14 protein-coding genes are annotated in these 15,699 nt (G+C 70.4%); 7 read left to right on the top strand and 7 right to left on the bottom strand.

Features of this window, described 5'->3' with window-relative positions; translation table 11 throughout:
- Positions 1-1,103: 1,103 nt before the first annotated feature.
- Genes rraA through FHG71_RS21255 form a run of 7 tightly spaced genes read right to left on the bottom strand, consistent with a single transcriptional unit; the run spans position 1,104 to position 8,517 of the window.
- Positions 1,104-1,586 carry a ribonuclease E activity regulator RraA gene (gene rraA, locus FHG71_RS21285; RefSeq protein ID WP_139083707.1) on the bottom strand — a complete coding sequence of 161 codons (483 nt, stop codon included), beginning with the start codon at positions 1,584-1,586 and terminating at the stop codon, positions 1,104-1,106.
- Entirely contained in the window at positions 1,583-3,109 is a 1,527-nt protein-coding gene (locus FHG71_RS21280; protein WP_139083706.1) for a carboxypeptidase M32, read from the bottom strand. Before FHG71_RS21280 ends, rraA begins: the two co-directional genes overlap by 4 nt.
- On the bottom strand, positions 3,106-4,107 hold the full coding sequence (locus FHG71_RS21275) for an ABC transporter ATP-binding protein (protein ID WP_139083705.1): 1,002 nt from the start codon (positions 4,105-4,107) through the stop codon (positions 3,106-3,108). The genes FHG71_RS21280 and FHG71_RS21275 overlap by 4 nt, the downstream gene beginning before the upstream one ends.
- The gene (locus tag FHG71_RS21270; RefSeq protein ID WP_139083704.1) at positions 4,104-5,093 is read right to left on the bottom strand and encodes an ABC transporter ATP-binding protein; all 990 of its coding nucleotides are present in this window, start codon (positions 5,091-5,093) and stop codon (positions 4,104-4,106) included. Before FHG71_RS21270 ends, FHG71_RS21275 begins: the two co-directional genes overlap by 4 nt.
- On the bottom strand, positions 5,090-5,947 hold the full coding sequence (locus FHG71_RS21265; protein WP_139083703.1) for an ABC transporter permease: 858 nt from the start codon (positions 5,945-5,947) through the stop codon (positions 5,090-5,092). The genes FHG71_RS21270 and FHG71_RS21265 overlap by 4 nt, the downstream gene beginning before the upstream one ends.
- Positions 5,944-6,882 (bottom strand): ABC transporter permease, encoded by a 939-nt coding sequence (locus FHG71_RS21260; RefSeq protein WP_139083702.1) that lies wholly within the window; start codon positions 6,880-6,882, stop codon positions 5,944-5,946. The genes FHG71_RS21265 and FHG71_RS21260 overlap by 4 nt, the downstream gene beginning before the upstream one ends.
- Before the next feature lie 57 nt (positions 6,883-6,939).
- Complete coding sequence (locus FHG71_RS21255; protein ID WP_139083701.1) at positions 6,940-8,517, bottom strand: ABC transporter substrate-binding protein; 1,578 nt, start codon at positions 8,515-8,517, stop codon at positions 6,940-6,942.
- A gap of 166 nt (positions 8,518-8,683) precedes the next feature.
- Here FHG71_RS21255 and FHG71_RS21250 point away from each other — a divergent pair, with 166 nt between their 5' ends.
- The 7 genes from FHG71_RS21250 to FHG71_RS21220 all read left to right on the top strand — a co-directional run bounded on the left by FHG71_RS21250 (position 8,684) and on the right by FHG71_RS21220 (position 14,813).
- Positions 8,684-9,664, top strand: coding sequence for a GntR family transcriptional regulator (locus FHG71_RS21250; protein WP_218014197.1), 981 nt, complete (start codon positions 8,684-8,686; stop codon positions 9,662-9,664).
- Positions 9,661-10,359, top strand: coding sequence for a creatininase family protein (locus FHG71_RS21245; protein ID WP_139083699.1), 699 nt, complete (start codon positions 9,661-9,663; stop codon positions 10,357-10,359). The genes FHG71_RS21250 and FHG71_RS21245 overlap by 4 nt, the downstream gene beginning before the upstream one ends.
- On the top strand, positions 10,356-11,261 hold the full coding sequence (locus FHG71_RS21240; protein ID WP_246045558.1) for a ketopantoate reductase family protein: 906 nt from the start codon (positions 10,356-10,358) through the stop codon (positions 11,259-11,261). The genes FHG71_RS21245 and FHG71_RS21240 overlap by 4 nt, the downstream gene beginning before the upstream one ends.
- 116 nt (positions 11,262-11,377) lie before the next feature.
- A complete protein-coding gene (locus tag FHG71_RS21235) occupies positions 11,378-12,121 on the top strand; it encodes an SDR family NAD(P)-dependent oxidoreductase (protein WP_139083698.1) in 744 nt (247 codons plus the stop codon).
- Complete coding sequence (locus tag FHG71_RS21230) at positions 12,118-13,140, top strand: M20/M25/M40 family metallo-hydrolase (RefSeq protein ID WP_139083697.1); 1,023 nt, start codon at positions 12,118-12,120, stop codon at positions 13,138-13,140. Before FHG71_RS21235 ends, FHG71_RS21230 begins: the two co-directional genes overlap by 4 nt.
- A 54-nt stretch (positions 13,141-13,194) precedes the next feature.
- Entirely contained in the window at positions 13,195-13,497 is a 303-nt protein-coding gene (locus FHG71_RS21225; protein ID WP_176559555.1) for a M20/M25/M40 family metallo-hydrolase, read from the top strand.
- On the top strand, positions 13,494-14,813 hold the full coding sequence (locus tag FHG71_RS21220; RefSeq protein WP_139083695.1) for an amidase: 1,320 nt from the start codon (positions 13,494-13,496) through the stop codon (positions 14,811-14,813). The genes FHG71_RS21225 and FHG71_RS21220 overlap by 4 nt, the downstream gene beginning before the upstream one ends.
- The last annotated feature ends 886 nt before the right edge of the window (positions 14,814-15,699 follow it).

Below are 15,699 nucleotides of genomic sequence, written 5' to 3'. Positions count from 1 at the left end.
ATGGCGGCCCAGATAGGGGCCACGAACCCCTACGCGACCATCCCCCACAAGATTGGGCAACAACCCCTCTTAGAGTGGCACTCTCCGAAAGTGGGACCACGGACCGCTCGCGGCGCCGCGCTCGGGAAACTCTCTTTAGCACCCGTCAGCTCCTCTCGTGCCTCGTCCAAATTGCCGTGATCCTGGCCACCCTGCTTGCCGCTTGACGTCCTGCCTTGAACGAGAGCCTGCCGGACACCGAGGTTCGAGGCTTAGCCTTCGTAGACTTCAAGGCCGCCAACCTGCATCTGACTTTCGCCGACTCGGCCGAACCCGGGACGCGCATCCTCGATCCGCACCTCGGCCGTAGGTTCGTCGGCAAGGCGGTGCAGCCAGAGCACGGTCCAACCCACGGCCACGCCAAAGGCGATCTCCCGGGTCTCCAGGACCAGAGAACGCGAGGCCGCGATCGCCGGGAGGGACTTCCGTCGCCACCGCGTCCAGCGCGTCGCAGTGGATTACGAGAGCGGTGGCGTCGCGGCGGAAGCCTTGGCTATCCAGTCCAGAGGGAGGTCGTGGAGGAGCCCCAGGCGGCGGGCGACGGCCAGAGGACTGACGAGAGGTCCGGAAAGGAGGCGACGGCGCCCAGCACGACTCTAATTGCCCACGGGAGGTCAAGGGCGCAATTCGACACTGCCGTCGGCGCGCTGGCCAGCACGCAGCCGACCGGTAAAGGCAGGCTGGGGCAGGTTCTATTGGAATCCGCGCCAGCTCACGCCCAAGAAACAGAGGAGTGGTGGCAGGAGAACAAGCAGATCCGTTCGGGCTCGAGATCGACTCGCGGGAAGCTGGGCGCGAACGAGGCCGCGATGCCGGCGCCCAGCATCACGAGCGACAACGGGCAGCCTAAACGCTGCGTCCCTAAGCGGAGCACCGCGGTCAGCAGGACCTTGGCAAGGGCAAGCACGATCGGAGCGAGGCACATAGTGCCCGACCTCGTTGCCCCGAGGGCGGCCATGGAAGGTCCTGGGTGCCGAGTGAAGCATTGCCGGAACATCGACCGCATCGGCGGGAGAGGAGCCTAGCAGGAAGGTCGACGGTCCGTCGGGTGCCCTGCGGTCCGTTCAGCCGAGCGGGAGCGGCTCGCGGTCGGCATATACCCAGTCGCCGTTCCGCACCTCTGCGCCACCGATCTGCAGAAGGCCCCCCGAGGTCGAGTGGTTCGGGCTCCAGCCCCGCCGCGCGGTGGTGCCGAGCGCCCGGACGCCGAAGTCGAGAACATCGATCCCCGTCGAATCCCGGACCGCGCCAGCGATGACGATGCCTCGCCAGCCGTTGGCCACCCCGATCCCGGCAAGCCGGTCGCCCATGACGCCGACCCGCAGGGAGCCGCCCGCGTCCACGGCGAGCACCCGCCCCTCGCCGGGCGTGGACAGCCACTCGAGGACCGGCGTGTGGTCCTCGAGGACCTGAAGCGTCGCGAACGGGCCGAAGAAGGAAGCGGGCCGGCCGAAGCAGCGGAACTGGAGGTCGATCACCTCCACCCGGTCGTGGTGGAGGTCGTAAAGGTCGGCGGTGACGACCGGGGGCTGCGGCGGGAGCGTCATGCGGCGAGCGCGTCCACCTTGGCCGCGAGGTCCGCGAGGTACGGCGCAGGGTCGAGCGGGCCTCCCGTCGCGCGGCGCAGCGTCTCCTCGGGCGTCGAGGCGCGGCCCCAGCGCCAGACGTTCTCGCGCAAGTAGCCTGCGAGGGGGGCGTAGTCGCCGGAGTCGAGCCCCTCGGCCACGCCGGGCGATTGCTTGGCGGCGGCGAAGAGCTGCGAGGACATGACGTTGCCCAGGGTGTAGGTCGGGAAGGAGCCCACGTAGCCGTGGGACCAGTGGACGTCCTGCAGGACCCCGCGCGCGTCGTCCGGCACATCGAGGTCAAGGAGGTCGCGCATCCTCTCGGCCCAGGCGGCGGGGAGGTCCCGGACGTCGAGCTCGCCCGCCATGAGCCCGGCCTCGATCTCGGAGCGCAGGATGATATGCATGTCGTAGGTGAGCTCGTCGGCTTCCACGCGGATGAAGTCCGGGCGCAAACGGTTCACGGCGCGCCAGTACTCCTCGTGCGTCACGTCCGCGAGCTGGTCGGGGAAGGCGTCGCGGAGCTCTCCGAAGTGCAGCTCCCAGAACCGCCGGGAGCGGCCCACGCGGTTCTCCCACATGCGGGACTGCGCCTCGTGCATCCCGAAGCTCGCGCCGCCCACGGCGTAGAGGTTGACGAGGTCGGTGGCGAAGATCGTTCGCGAGAACTCGGGCGCGACGTTCTGCTCGTAGAGCCCGTGCCCGGCCTCGTGCCAGAGCGCGAAGGTGCCCCCCGGGTGCCAGGTCTCGCGGAAGCGGCTGGTGATGCGGACGTCGGCGCGGGTGAAGGAGATCTCGAAGGGGTGGACCGTGTCGTCGAGCCGCCCGCGCGAGAGGTCGTAGCCCATGCGCTCGGCCATCCGGAGGCCGAAGGCCCTCTGGGCGGGGATCGGGAAGGGGCGGGTCATGAAGTCGTGGCGCGGCTCGCCCGCCTCGCGGGCGCGGCGGATCAGGGGGGCGATGCCGGCCTTGAGCGCGGCGTAGAGCGCCTGCAGCCGGTCCCAGGTCATGCCGGGCTCGAACTGGGCGACCATGGCGTCATAGGGGTGGGCGGCGCCGATCACGCCGCCGATGGCCTCGGCCACGCGGCGCTGCATCCTCATCATGCGGTCGAGGAGCGGCGCGAAGGCCGCGAAGTCGTTGTCCGCGCGCGCCTCCACCCAGGCAGAGTGGGCGCGGGTCTTGAGCGCGGCCATCTCGGCCGTGATCTCCGGCGGGACCGCGGACAGCATGGCGATCTCGCGCTCGGCCTGGTCGAGGGCGCGGAGCCGGAGGTCGCCGGGCTCGGCGCCCGCCAACTTCTCGCGCGCGCCGTCCATGGCGCGGGCGAGGGCGTCGCCCGTGGCGAGGTCTCGGGCGATCATGGTGAGGGTGGCGACCTGCTCGGCCCGGGCGTCCACGCCGCCCGGGGGCATCATCGTCCGGCCGTCCCAGGCCAGGAGGTTCAGCGTGCAGAGGATGTCGCTAATCCGGGCGATCCCGGCCTGGAAGTCGGCGGTGCTCATCGGGCGCTTTCAAAGCGGGGGGCGGCCAAGTGGCAGGCCGCGACATGGTCTGGCCCCCGAGAGGTGAGGAAGGGCACCTCGGCCGGACAGCGGTCGAAGGCGTGAGGGCAGCGGGTGTTGAACGGGCAGCCGGGCGGCGGCGCGATGGGGCTCGGCAGCTCCCCCCTCGCGGCGGCCCTGCGGCTGCGCGAGCCGGGATCGAGCGAGGGCGCGGCGTGGAGCAGCGCTTGGGTATAGGGGTGCCGCGGGTCGTCGAAGAGGGTGGCGGTCGGCGCCACCTCCACCACCTTGCCCAGGTACATGACCGCCACGCGGTGCGAGATATGCCGCACGAGGCGGAGGTCGTGGGCCACGAAGACCACCGTCAGCCGCAGCCGTTCCTGCAGCTCCAGAAGGAGGTTCACCACCTGCGCCTGCACCGAGACGTCGAGCGCCGAGACCAGCTCGTCCGCGACCAGCACCTCGGGCTCGACCGACAGGGCGCGGGCGATGCCGATGCGCTGGCGCTGGCCGCCAGAGAAGGCGTGAGGGTGACGGTCGGCGGCATCCGAGGGGAGGCGCACGAGGGCCAGGAGCTCGGCGATGCGGTCGGGGATGCGGGCGGTGGGGACCATGCGGTGGACCGATAGGGCCTCAGCCAGAATCTGGCGCACGGTCATGCGCGGGTTGAGGGACCCGTAGGGGTCCTGGAAGATCATCTGGACCCGGCGGTTGAAGGCTCGACGTTCGGCCCCAGTGAGGGTCGCGACGTCGGTGCCCCCGTAGGTCACGCGGCCCCCATCTACCTCGTGCAGGCGGACGAGGCAGCGGGCGAGCGTGGACTTGCCGCAGCCCGACTCGCCTACGATGCCCAGGGTCTCGCCCCGACGCACCTCGAGCGTCACGCCGCTCAGCGCGTGGACCGCTCGGGCGGGGCGTCCCGCCAGGCGGTCGGACAAGCTGCGGGGCAGCGGGAAGTCCTTGGACACCCCCTCGGCGGTCAGGATCGCCTCGGTCATGCCGCGAGGCTCGCCTGGGCGACGCGGTCGCTGTGGTGGCAGGCGGCGAGGTGGCCGGGCGTCCGGGGGGACAGGTCGGGCCGAACCTCGCGACAGACGGTCGTGGCGAAGGCGCAGCGGGGGTTGAAGGCGCAGCCCGGCGGAATGGCGGCGAGACCCGGGGGCGTTCCCTCGATGGAGCGGAGCGCGGAGCGCTCGGTCCCTGCGCGGGGCACGGAGCCCAGCAGGCCCAGCGTGTAGGCATGGCGGGGCGAGGCGAAGACCTCTCGCACACCCCCTTGCTCGACGATGCGGCCCGCGTACATCACCGCCATTCGGCTGCAGGTCTCGGCCACGACGCCCAGGTCGTGGGTGACGAGCACGACGCTCATGCCCAGCCGGTCCTTGAGGTCGAGGATCAGCTTCAGGATCTGGTCCTGGATGGTGACGTCGAGCGCCGTGGTGGGCTCGTCGGCGAGGAGGAGGCGCGGCTCGCTGGCCAGCGCGATGGCGATCATGGCGCGCTGCCGCATTCCCCCGGAGAACTGGTGGGGGTACTCGTCGAGCCGCCGGGCGGCGTCGGGGATGCCCACGAGGTCGAGCAGTTCACGCGCCCGGGCCCGGCGCCCGGCGCGGTCGAGCGCGGTGTGGGCGCGGAGCGACTCCTCGATCTGCACGCGGACGGGCAGGACCGGGTTCAGCGCCGTCATGGGCTCCTGGAAGATCATGGAGATCGCGCCGCCGCGCACTCGGCGGAGCCGGGCGTCGGGCATGGCGACGAGGTCGCGGCCCTGCCAGAGCGCCTGCCCCTCGACCCGGGCGCCGGAGGGCAGGAGCCGCAGGAGGCTGCGGAGCGTGACGCTCTTGCCCGAGCCGCTCTCGCCCACGAGGCCCAGCACCTCGCCCTCACCCACGTCGAAGGACACGTCGTCCACCGCGGTCACCTCGCGCCCGCCGGCGCGGAAGCGGGCGGTGAGGCCGCGGACGGAGAGGAGCGGCGCGCTCACCGCCTCACCCGGAGGAGCGCGGCCAGGCCGTCGCCCAGGAGGCTGAAGCCCAGTCCGGTGACGACGATGGCCGCGCCGGGGAAGACCGAGATCCACCAGGCGGTCGCCATGAAGTTCTTGCCCTCGGCGATCTGCACGCCCCATTCGGCGGCGGGAGGCTGGGCGCCGAGGCCCAGGTAGCCGAGGCTCGAGCCGAGCAGGATGGCGAGGGCCATGTCGGTCATCCAATAGACGATGGCGGGTGTGATGGCGTTGGGGAGCAGGTGGCGCAGGACGATGCGGGCATGGGTGTAGCCCATCGCGCGCCCCGCCTCGGCGTAGTCGAGCCGCTTCTGCACCTTGACCTCGCTGGCGACGATGCGGGCATAGAACACCCAGCCCACGAGGCTCACGGCGATGTACATGTTGATGAGGCCGGGCCCCAAGACCGACACGATAGCAATCACCAGCACCAGAAAGGGGAAGGTGATGACGGCATCCACCACGCGCCCGAAGACCGTTTCGGCCAGGCCGCCCGCGTAGCCCACCACGGCGCCGACCAGGGTGCCCAGGACGAAGGGCACGACCGTGGCGAAGACGGCAATGCCCATATCGATGCGGTAGGCGTGGATCACGCGGGACAGGACGTCGCGGCCGAAGTTGTCGGTGCCGAAGGGGTGGGCCGGGGAGGGGGGCTGGAGGATGGCGCCGTAGTCGAAGGCCAGGGGGTCGTAGGGGGCCACCAGCGAGGGCGCCGCCGCGAGGAAGAGGCTCAGCCCCAGGATGGCCCCGCCCCAAACGAGCGGCCCCGGCGGCCGGGCGCGGCGCGGGCGCCCGGCCGCGACCGCCGCCTCGAGATGGGCGGCGTCGGTCATCGGGCGATCCTCGGGTCGAGCCAGGCCTGGAGGAGGTCGGTCAGGAGAAAGGTGAGCGATACCAGCACGGCGAGCGCGAGCGTGAGCCCCTGCACGACCGGGTAGTCGCGCCCGGTGATGCTGTCCACCATGAGCCGCCCCGCGCCGGGGATGGCGAAGACCGTCTCGGTCACCACGGCGCCGCCGAGCAGCGTCCCGATCGACAGTCCGAACAGAGCGACCGTGGAGATGAGCGCGTTCCGGAGGACGTGGCGGAGAAGGACGAGGCTCCCGCGCAGCCCCTTGGAGCGGGCGAAGGTCACGTAGTCCGCGTCCACCACGTCGATGATGGCGGCCCGGAGATTGCGCATCAGCACCGCCGCCAGCGAGAGGGCGAGCGTGATGGCCGGCAGCACGAGGTGGTAGAGGAGGTCGAGGAGCCCGTCCCCGTCGCCGCCCACCGGGAACCAGCCGAGCCGGGCGCCGAACACCGTGAGCAGGATCAGGCCCAGGTAGAAGACGGGCATGGAGAGCCCCACCTGGAAGGCCCCTCGGATCATGCCGTCGGCCAGGCGGTCGCGGCAGAGCGCGGCCACGAAGGCGAGCGGCACGGCCAGCGCCACCGAGATCAGCGCGGCCATCAGCGTCAGCAGCATGGTGATGGGCAGCCGTTCGGCGATGAGCTGCGCGACCGGCACCTTGAGCGAGGTGGAGTCGCCCAGATCGCCCGTCAGCACCTGCCTCACGAAGATGCCGAACTGCACGGGGATCGGGCGATCGAAGCCATACTCCCGGTTGATCCGCTCCACGTCGGCGTCGAGCGCCCGGTCGCCCAGGATCGCGCTCGCCGGGTCGCCGGGCAGGAGCCGGACAAGGGCGAAGACGACGACCAGGATGGCGATCAGCGTCGGGACCAGCTGCAGGAGCCGGCGGGCGAGGTATTCCGGCGTCGACACGGGTGGCCTTTCGAAGGGGGAGGCGGGCGCGGCCGCGGGTCGCGCCCGCCGTTGAGCTTACTGGTCGAGCCAGGCCGAGCGGAAGATGTTGTTCCCCAAGGGAATCTGCACGAAGCCGTGCACCCGTTCCTGGAGCGCCACCGGATAGGGGGTCTCGTAGAGGGGGATGGTCGGTCCGGTGCTGTTGAAGATCTCCTGGATGCGGGCGTACTGCTCGGCCCGCGTCGCCGGGTCGGTCTCGCTCTGCGAAGCCTCGAAGAGCTGGTCCACCTCCTCGTTCCTCCATCCCGAGTGCAGCGCGTCGATGGTGGGCGAATAGGCGAAGTACGAGGTGATCTGGCCCGGATCGGCGATGTCGTTCGTCCAGGCGGCGACCCGCATGTCGAAGGTGCCGTTGCGGTATTCCTCGGTGCGGGTCGCGTTGTCGACCTGCTGCAGCTCCAGGTCGATGCCGATCTGCGACCACATCTGCTGGAGCGCCGTGCCGATGCCGATCTCGTCCTGGTTGCCCGCGAGCACGAGCAGCGTGGTCGAGAAGCCGTCCGGGTAGCCGGACTGGGCCATGAGCTCCTGGGCGCGGGCGAGGTCGTAGGGGAAGAGGGGCTCGGTCCCGGTGTGGAGCGGCGTCGCCGAGGACATGTAGGAGGTCTGGGGCGTGCCCACGCCGAAGGTCACGACCTGGACGATGGCCTCCTTGTTGGCCGCGTAGTTCATCGCCTCCCGGACCAGGGGATCGGCGAGCGGGTTCGCCTCGCCCTCGATCTCCGGCCGGACGTTGAGGGTGATGTACTCGACCCGGGTCGAGGGGAAGAGCTCCATCTGGATGCCGGGCGCGTTCTGCAGCTCGGCCACGCGGGCGAAGGGGATCAGCTCGGCGCCGTCGATCTCGCCGGACTGGAGGCGGAGGATGCGGGTGGCGTCGTCGGGGATGACCTCAAAGGTCACGCCGTCGAGGTAGGGCAGGGGCTGCCCGTCCTCCCCCGTGGCCCAGTAGTGCTCGTTCCGGACGAGGCGCATGGTGGAGCCGCGCTCCCAGGACTCGAGCACGAAAGGTCCCGAGCCGATGGGCGCCTCGGAGAAGGCCTGCGCCTTCTCGGCGTCGGTGGCGCCGGCCGCGGCCTCGAAGGCGGCCTTGGGCAGGATCGCGCTGTTGAACACGGTCAGCGCGGGCAGGATCGCGGGGTCCGGCTGGCTCAGGGTGAGGGTGACGGTCTTGTCGTCGGTGGCCTCGACCGAGGCGATCGAGGCCAGGAGGAAGTTCCAGATGCCGTTCTCCGGGTTACGGGCCCGGTCGAGCGACCAGACCACGTCCTCGGTGGTGATGGGCGTGCCGTCCGAGAACATGATGCCGTCGCGCATCGTCAGCGTGACGGACAGCCCGTCCTCGGCCACCGACCAGTCGGTCGCGAGCCCGGCCTCGACGCCCTGCCCGTCCTCGGTCGGCAGAAGCAGGGTGTCGTAAAGGTTGGACAGGATCCAGATGTCCACGTTGGCGTCGTTCAGGACCGGGTCGAGGAACAGGCTGTCGGCGTAGCGGCCGTAGGTCATGGTGCCGCCGCGCTCCTGCGCCTCGGCCCCAAAAGCCAGGGCGATCAGCGCGGCCGCGGACGCCCCCGTCATCAGAAGCCTCGTCATGGTCACCCTCCTGCTGGTGCAACTGTTCTAGTTCGATAGACCGTTTCATCGTAAACTGTATACGTTAATGGAACAGTTTGCTGGATTTCGCCAAAATGCTTCGCTAGGATGAGGTCAGGTCGGTGTCGTCGAGCAAAGCGTAATACTTATGCAGAACGGAAAAGACGTGGCGGAGCCGCCGGGCCGGCGGTCGGGCGCGCCGGTTCGCCAGCGGGTCAGGGCGCAGATCGTTCAGCAGATTGCCGAGGGGCTCCTGCCCGCCGGCGCTGCGCTCCCGTCAGTCCGCGAGTTGGCCGAGGCGGCGGGCGTCGCGCCGATGACGGTGACCCGCGTCTATGCCGAGCTGAAGGAGGCCGGGCTGGTGGAGGCGCGAGCGGGCTCGGGCACCTTCGTGGCCGACTCGCCGCTCTCGCGGCCCGGGCCCAGGGCGGCTGCGGCGGCGTTGCGCGCGGAGGTCGATGCCTTGGTGAACCGGGCGCTGAGCGCGGGGTTGCGCCCGGAGGACGTGCTGGCGCTGTTGACCTCTCGGGCATTGGAGCGACTGTCCGAACGGAAGCGGCCCTCAATCGTCATGGTGGGCCTCTTCGCCGCGGCGACCGAGAGCTACGCCGCACGGGTCGCTGCGCAGGTGGCTGACGCGGCTACGGTGGCGCCGCTCGTGCTCGGGCCCGATCCGGTGGCGGATGCGGCCATGCTGGGAGCGGCGGACCTCGTCGTCACATTTCCCACGATCCAGACCCGGGTCGCGGCGCTTGTGCCCGGGGCTCGGATCGTGCCCATCCGCTTCATTCCGGCAGAATCGACCCGCATGGCGCTCGCGGTCATCGACCCCCTCGCCCGTGTCGCGGTGGTGTCGCGCTTCGCCGACTTCCTGCCCGTGCTGGAGCTCGGCGTCCGCCGCTTCGCCCCGCACGTCTCGGGCGTGACGGCGATGGACATGGAGGCGCCTGGCCTGGCCCACGCGGTGAGGGAGGCCGACGTCGTCGTGCTGTCCACGGGCGCCGAAGCAGCGGGCGACCTCGCCCGGCCGGGCGCGGCGCGGATCGAGTACCGCCACATCCCCGACCCGGGGGACATCGAGCGGCTGGTGTTGCCCTGGCTCCGCGGCGAGGCCGAGGCCGAGGAGCGGAGAAAGGAAGCCTCATGAAGATATCCGAGATGTCCTGGACGCAGGTCGAGGGCTACCTCAAGCGGTCGGACCTCTGCGTCCTGCCGCTGGGGAGCACCGAGCAGCACGCCGGGCTGTCGCTGTCGGTCGACTCGATCCTGGCGGAGCGGGTGGCGGTGGAGGCGGCCGAGCCGCTGGGCGTGCCGGTCTTCCCCGTCGTGCCCTACGGGGTCACGCCCTACTTCCTGGCCTATCCCGGCACGGTCAGCCTGCGGGTCGAGACCTATGTGGCGCTGACCCGCGACATCCTGGGCGGGCTCTACCGCCAGGGCTTCCGCCGGATCGTCATGGTCAATGGCCACGGCGGCAACGCTCCGGCAGGGAGCTTCGCCGTTGAGTGGATGGCCGATCATCCGGGAACGCAGGTCAAGTTCCACAACTGGTGGAGCTCACCCGCGACGATGGCCAAGGTGCAAGAGACCGACCCGGTGGCGAGCCACGCCTCCTGGATGGAGAACTTTCCCTGGACACGGCTCCCGGGGGACCTGCCCACGCAGCGCAAGCCGATGATCGACCTGAACCGGATGCGGGCGATGGACCCTGAGAAGGTGCGCGAGTACCTGGGCGACGGCAACTTCGGCGGGCTTTACCAGCGCGACGACGCGGAGATGCAGGCGATCTGGGACGCCGGCGTTGCCGAGACGCGGGTCGTCATCGAGGGGCCCTGGGGATGAGCCCGATCCTGATCTGGGGCGCAGGGGCCATCGGCGGCTCGCTCGGCGCGGCCTTCCTGCGGGCGGGGCACGAGGTGGCCTTCGTGGACAGCGATGCCTCCCACGTCGCGGCGATCCGCGAGGGGGGCCTGCGCATCGAGGGGCCGCTCTGGACCGGCACCCTGCGGGCTCCCGCGATGACCCCGGCCGAGGTCGAGGGACGGTTCGACCGCGTCTTCCTGTGCGTGAAGGCGCTGCACACCCGAGGGGCGGTGGCTCAGCTCGCCCCGCACCTCGCGCCCGGTGGCTATGTCGTCTCGGCGCAGAACGGGCTCAACGAGCTCGAGATCGCCGAGGCGGTAGGGGCGGACCGGACGGTCGGCTGCTTCGTCAACTTCGGCGCCGACTACCTGTCGCCCGGAGTCGTCCATCTATCGGGGCGCGGCGCGGTCGTGGTGGGTGAACTCGACGGTGCGGACAGCCCAAGGCTCGGCGCCATCCTCGCGCTGATGCGGACGTTCGACAACCGGGCGACCGCGACGGACAACATCTGGGGCTATCTCTGGGGCAAGATGGTCTACGGTGCTCTCCTCTTCGCAACCGCGCTGACCGACGACTCCATCGCCGACGTGCTCGACGACCGGGCGGCGCGGCCGGTGCTGGAGCGTCTCGGGCGCGAGGTGGGGGCGGTCGCGGCGGCTCAGGGGCATCGCACCGAGGGCTTCGACGGCTTCGACCCGGCGGCCTTCCGGCCGGGCGCGGCGCAGGGAGACCTCGACCGGTCCTTCGCCGACATGGTCGCCCACAACCGCCGTTCGGCCAAGACACACTCGGGCATCTGGCGAGACCTCGCCGTCCGCAAGCGCAAGACTGAGGCCGAGGCGCAGCTCGGCCCGATTGTCGCGGCGGGCGAGCGGGCGTGACTGCCGGTGCCGCTGACCAAGCGGGTGATCGCGATGATGCGCGAGATCGAGGACGGCCGGCGGCCCCTGGCGGTCGCGAACCTGACCGAGCTCGCCCAGGCCGAAGGAGCGCCCGCATGATCGTCACGTTCGAAGGCAAGCGCGCCGTCATCACCGGAGCCGCGCACGGGATCGGACGGGCCATCGCGCTGGCGCTGGCCGAGCGTAGGGCCGAGGTGCACGGCCTCGACATCAACGCCGAAGGGCTGGCCGAGACCGCGCGGCTGGGACCGGTGCGCGCGGTGCCGGTGGACTTGGGCGACCGCTCCGAGGTGCAGGCCGTCGTGGCGGGACTGCCCGGCGACGCCCAGATCCTTGTGAACTGCGCTGGCGGCGTGCGCGGCCAGGTGGGCCGGCCTCTCGAGGAGATCACGCAGGAGGACTGGCAGGCGATCTTCGACGCCAACCTCGCCGGGACCTTCTTCGCGACCCAGGCGGTGGCGCCCGGGATGAAGCGGCTGGGCTATGGCCGGGTGGTCAACATCTCCTCGGGCGCGGGGCGGACGATCAGCCTTACCGGCATCCAAGCCTATGCGAGCGCCAAGGCCGGACAGATCGGCCTGACCCGACAGCTCGCGCACGAGCTCGGGCCCTTCGGGATCACGGTGAACTGCGTGGCCCCGGGCTTCGTCCGGTCGAACCCTACGACCGAGCGGCAGTGGGAAGCGATGGGCGAGGACGGGCAACGCGCGCTGATGGAGCGCATCGCGCTGCGGCGGCTCGGGACGGTCGAGGACATCGCCAACGCCGTGATGTTCCTGGCCTCCGATCACGCGGGCTGGATCACTGGCGAGACGCTCGGCGTGGATGGCGGCAAGTGAGTGCGGCGGAGGAGTGGGTCGCGGCCCACGAGGCCGAGGGCCTCGCGATGGTCGAGGCATTCTGCCGCATCCCGTCGGTCAGCGCCGACCCGGCCTACGCGGAGGACATCGCGCAGGCGGCGCGCTTCGTCGCGGACCGGATGCGTGAGGCTGGCATCCCGGTGGTCGAGCAGGTCGAGACCGGAGGCCACCCGGCCGTGCTGGGCGAGTGGATTGTCGACCCGGCCGCGCCGACCGTGCTGATCTACGGCCATTACGACGTGCAGCCGCCCGACCCGCTGGAAAAGTGGCGAAGCGCGCCGTTCGAGCCCGAGGTGCGGGACGGTCGGCTCTATGCGCGCGGCGTCTCGGACGACAAGGGCCCCCTGTCGGTCGCGATCCTCGCGCTCCGCGCCTTCCACGAGACGACGGGACGCCCGCCGCTCAACGTCAAGCTGCTGGTCGAGGGCGAGGAGGAGAGCGGCAGCCTGCAATTCGCCCCCACCGTGGAGCGGCTGCACGAGAGGCTGGCCTGCGACCTTGTCCTGTCGGCCGACGGGGCGATGTGGCGGGCGGACCTGCCCTCGGTCACCGTGGCGAGCCGGGGGCTCGTGGCGCTCGACGTGACGGTGACGGGCGCGGCGAAGGACTTGCATTCCGGCCGGCATGGCGGCTCGGCCCCGAACCCGATCCGGGCGCTTGCCGCGATGCTGGCCAAGCTCCACGATGCCGATGGGCGCGTGACGGTGCCGGGCTTCCACGACGGGGTGCGCCCGCCCGACTCCAAGATCCTCGACGCGATCCGGGCGTCGGGCTTCGATGCGGCCGATTACTTCAACTTCATCGGCGCGCCGCGCCCCGATCCTCTGCCCTCCGGGGAGGAGCTCTTGGTCCGGCAATGGCTGGAGCCGACGCTGGAGTTCAACGGGATCTCAGGCGGCTATGCGGGGCAGGGGACCAAGACGGTAATCCCCGCCAAGGCCTCGGCCAAGATCACCTGCCGCCTCGTCGCCGGGCAGGAGCCCGAGCGGGTCGCGTAGGCCATCGAGGCGCAGCTTCGCCGCGTCCTGCCCCAAGGTTACCGGCTGGAGGTCGTGCGGCACGGGCCGGGCTCGGCGGCCTTTGCCCTGGACCCGGACCTGCCCGGCCTCGCTCTCGCCGAGGACGTGCTGGAGGAGCTGCTGGGGCGACGGCCTCTCCGTGTCGCCATGGGAGCCACGATTCCGGTCGGCGAGGTCTTCGCCCGGCATCTCGGCGCGGGCACCGTGTTCTTCTCGTTCTCGACCGCCGACGAGGATTACCATGCCCCGAACGAGTTCTTCCGCCTGTCGAGCTTCCGCACCGGCCTGAAGGCCTGGGTGCGGCTTCTGGAGCGGTTGGGGCGGGAGCTGCGATGAGCGCCGAGCTGCGGGACGTCCCGGCGCTCGGGGCGGCCTTCCGGGCAGGGACGCTGACGCCGCGCGAGGTGGTCGAGGCCGCGCTGGCCCGGATCGCTGAAACGGAGCCCATCCTCAACGCCTTCGCCGACCCGATGGCCGAGAGCGCCCGGGCCGAGGCCGATCTGGCGGGCGAGGCTCTGCGCGCGGGGCTGGACCTCGGCCCCCTTCACGGCATTCCCGTCGCCATCAAGGACCTGATCGAGGTCGCGGGCGCACCCACCGGCTGGGGCACCAAGGTCGAGTCGCCTCGGGTTGCTACCACGGACGCTCCTCTCGTCGCGCGGCTCCGGGCGGCGGGGGCGGTCATCCTCGGCAAGACCAACTGCTTGGAATACGCCTACGGCGTGCCGCACCCGGAGATCGGGCAGACCAACAACCCCCACGACCTCTCGCGCACCGCCGGGGGGTCGAGCGGCGGGTCGGCGGCGGCCGTGGCGGCGGGGATCGTGCCGCTTTCGGTGGGCACCGACACCGGAGGCTCCATCCGCATCCCGGCCGCCTATTGCGGGATCGTCGGACTGAAGCCGAGCTACGGCCTCGTGCCGCTCGACGGGGTCTTCCCGCTGTCCTGGTCGCTCGATCACGCAGGACCCTTGGCGCGGAGCGTCGGCGACGCCCGGCTCCTCTTCTCGGCGATGTCAGGGCGGGACATGGCGGCGCCGACCCCAGGGCGGATGCGGCTAGGCGTGCTCCGTCGCCACTGGCCGCGCGAGGACGTGAACCGGGAGGTCGGAGCCCGCGTCGACCAAGCCCTCGAACAGCTGGGCGCGGCTGGATTCGAGGTCCGCGAGATCGACCTGCCGGGCCTGGGCGCAGCCAACGCGACCCTGGTGGATATCCTCAAGCCCGAGGCCTCGGTGATCCACCGGGACCTTCTGGCCCGGAACGCGGCCGGCTACGCGCCCGGGACCCGGGCCCAGATCGAGGCGGGGTTCGAGGTGCCCGCGACGGCCTACGTCGAGGCCATGCGGCTTCGGGCTCGGCTGCGCGCCGAGGTGGAGGCCATGTTCGCCGAGGTGGACGCGCTCGTCTCGCCCGCCGTGCCCTTCGTGGCCCCGCACGAGGACCCGCCGATCAGCGGGGAGAACCACGACGACGAGATGCTGGCGAGCGGCTTCGCCAACCTGACCGGGCACCCCGCCCTGAGCCTGCCGTGCGGCCAAGTCGGCGGCCTGCCGGTGGGTCTCCAGCTAGTCGGGTCGTTCGGGGGCGACGCACGACTCCTCGCGCTCGCAGAGGTTTGTGAGGGGGCCTTATCGGGACAGAACGAATGAGCTTCCCATGCATTCGGGCTACGGGCCGAGGTAACGTCTTCGTTCGTTCGGATATCGGTAAGATTGTGACGCTCGAGATGCTGAAGCGCCGACCAACCTGCCACTTGAGATCAGAGCGGAAAAGCACGGCTCTGATTGCGAGGCTCTCAATCGCTCCTTAGAGCCTTAAATTCCGGTCGAGGAGCAATCCGTAGGAGATCGGAACGCGAGAGTATATCGTGCAGGTCCGGCATGACGTCACAGATAGCGCGGCCGGAGCTAATCCGTTCCCCAGATTTCAGATCCTGGCCCCGCAGCCAGTTTCAAACCTCTGTCACGGGCTGTGACGAAAGTTCGGATGCTAACGCGGTGACGTATGGTGTCATGTGCTCTCGAAGAAGAACTTACCGCTTGGCGTGAGCTGACAGGACGGCAGCCACCTTGACACCCTGCGACCATTTGGACGCATCAGTACCGCCGCATCGCGTCGTGGCCCCGCCGCCTTGGCGTCCGCATCGCACGGCCAGACATGCAGAGGCAGGTTGCGCTTCCCGGCCCGGCCTCGGAGTTCTGGCCCGACCTCCCCATACACCTGTCAAGTGACACGCGAACTTGCGGCTGTCCCGACTCTTGATCCAGGGCAGCCGATCGCACGCCGCGAGCCGCCTCGACCGCTCCTCGGAGAGCCGACTTCGCAAAAAGAAGACTAACTCCGTATGTTCTTGTGTCCGATGGCCGTTTCTCCGTTTCGGAGGTGGACAAGAATATCGACAAATCCGGTTATAAGCGCGCGGTGCTCGTCACCCTTGCGGTAAGCGATCTTATGCATGGAGGTGAAGGGCGTTGTTGCGTAACCCATGAGCGAGGGGGCTCGCGCGGCGGGTCTGCCTGCTTATCTGGGCGGCCA

This window comes from Rubellimicrobium roseum (genome assembly GCF_006152145.1).
Lineage (GTDB): Bacteria > Pseudomonadota > Alphaproteobacteria > Rhodobacterales > Rhodobacteraceae > Rubellimicrobium > Rubellimicrobium roseum.
Note: the sequence above shows the minus strand (reverse complement) of the source record. Positions and strands in the feature narration are given on the sequence as shown.

Bases quoted from the DNA above. Each gene is read 5' to 3' on its own strand.
- rraA (WP_139083707.1), bottom strand. From the start codon at position 1,586: ATGACGCTCCCGCCGCAGCCCCCGGTCGTCACCGCCGACCTTTACGAC.
- FHG71_RS21280 (WP_139083706.1), bottom strand. From the start codon at position 3,109: ATGAGCACCGCCGACTTCCAGGCCGGGATCGCCCGGATTAGCGACATC.
- FHG71_RS21275 (WP_139083705.1), bottom strand. From the start codon at position 4,107: ATGACCGAGGCGATCCTGACCGCCGAGGGGGTGTCCAAGGACTTCCCG.
- FHG71_RS21265 (WP_139083703.1), bottom strand. From the start codon at position 5,947: ATGACCGACGCCGCCCATCTCGAGGCGGCGGTCGCGGCCGGGCGCCCG.
- FHG71_RS21255 (WP_139083701.1), bottom strand. From the start codon at position 8,517: ATGACGAGGCTTCTGATGACGGGGGCGTCCGCGGCCGCGCTGATCGCC.
- FHG71_RS21245 (WP_139083699.1), top strand. From the start codon at position 9,661: ATGAAGATATCCGAGATGTCCTGGACGCAGGTCGAGGGCTACCTCAAG.
- FHG71_RS21240 (WP_246045558.1), top strand. From the start codon at position 10,356: ATGAGCCCGATCCTGATCTGGGGCGCAGGGGCCATCGGCGGCTCGCTC.
- FHG71_RS21235 (WP_139083698.1), top strand. From the start codon at position 11,378: ATGATCGTCACGTTCGAAGGCAAGCGCGCCGTCATCACCGGAGCCGCG.
- FHG71_RS21220 (WP_139083695.1), top strand. From the start codon at position 13,494: ATGAGCGCCGAGCTGCGGGACGTCCCGGCGCTCGGGGCGGCCTTCCGG.